This window comes from Cryobacterium sp. 10I1, from assembly GCF_035019805.1.
GTDB lineage: Bacteria > Actinomycetota > Actinomycetes > Actinomycetales > Microbacteriaceae > Cryobacterium > Cryobacterium glucosi.
Genome location: NZ_JASJVF010000549.1, coordinates 1 through 582 on the forward strand (window position 1 = coordinate 1; position 582 = coordinate 582).

Below are 582 nucleotides of genomic sequence, written 5' to 3' on the forward strand. Positions count from 1 at the left end.
GGCGGGTCGGGGACCTAGGCTGGGCCCGTGACCTCCCGAGACCCGTTGCCGAGGCGCCGGGCTGTCTGGTATCTCGTGGCTGCCGCCGCGGGAGTCACCGCCGGGGCGCTCGCCCGGCTGCTGTTCGCGGTGCTTCCCGCGCCCTGGGACACCCTCGCGAACACGAGCGCGCTCTGGGGCCTCGTGCCGTTCCTCGTCACCGCCGGGTTCCGGGTGCACGGCAGGGCCGCGGCCGGAGTCGGGGCGGTCGGCCTGCTGACGATGGTCTCCGTGTGGGTGCTCCTGGCGCCGCAGCCGGCTCCGCCGCGCATCCTGCTGCTGTGGGGCGCCGTCGGCGTCGCCGCAGGGGCGTTGTGCGGATGGGCCGGCGCGCTGGCCAGCAGCCCCCTCGCGGGGCAGCGGATCGTTGCCGCGGCGATCATCGGAGGGCTCGTCCTCGGCGAGGGCCTGTACGGCATCGTGCTCATCGGCGGCCCGCAGTGGTGGTGCGAGGCCCTTGCCGGAGCCGGGTTCGCCGTCGCCTGGGGCGTGACACTGCCGGAACGGATGCGCGCGCTCGGCGCCGCGGCGCTCGTCGCGGGC

Annotated in this window: 1 protein-coding gene; it reads left to right on the top strand. The window is 76.6% G+C overall.

The genetic code is table 11. The features are described 5' to 3' along the window. Positions 1–27 precede the first annotated feature (27 nt). Positions 28–582: DUF6518 family protein (locus QN345_RS19725; protein ID WP_323509202.1), on the top strand; the 555-nt coding region annotated here is incomplete at its 3' end.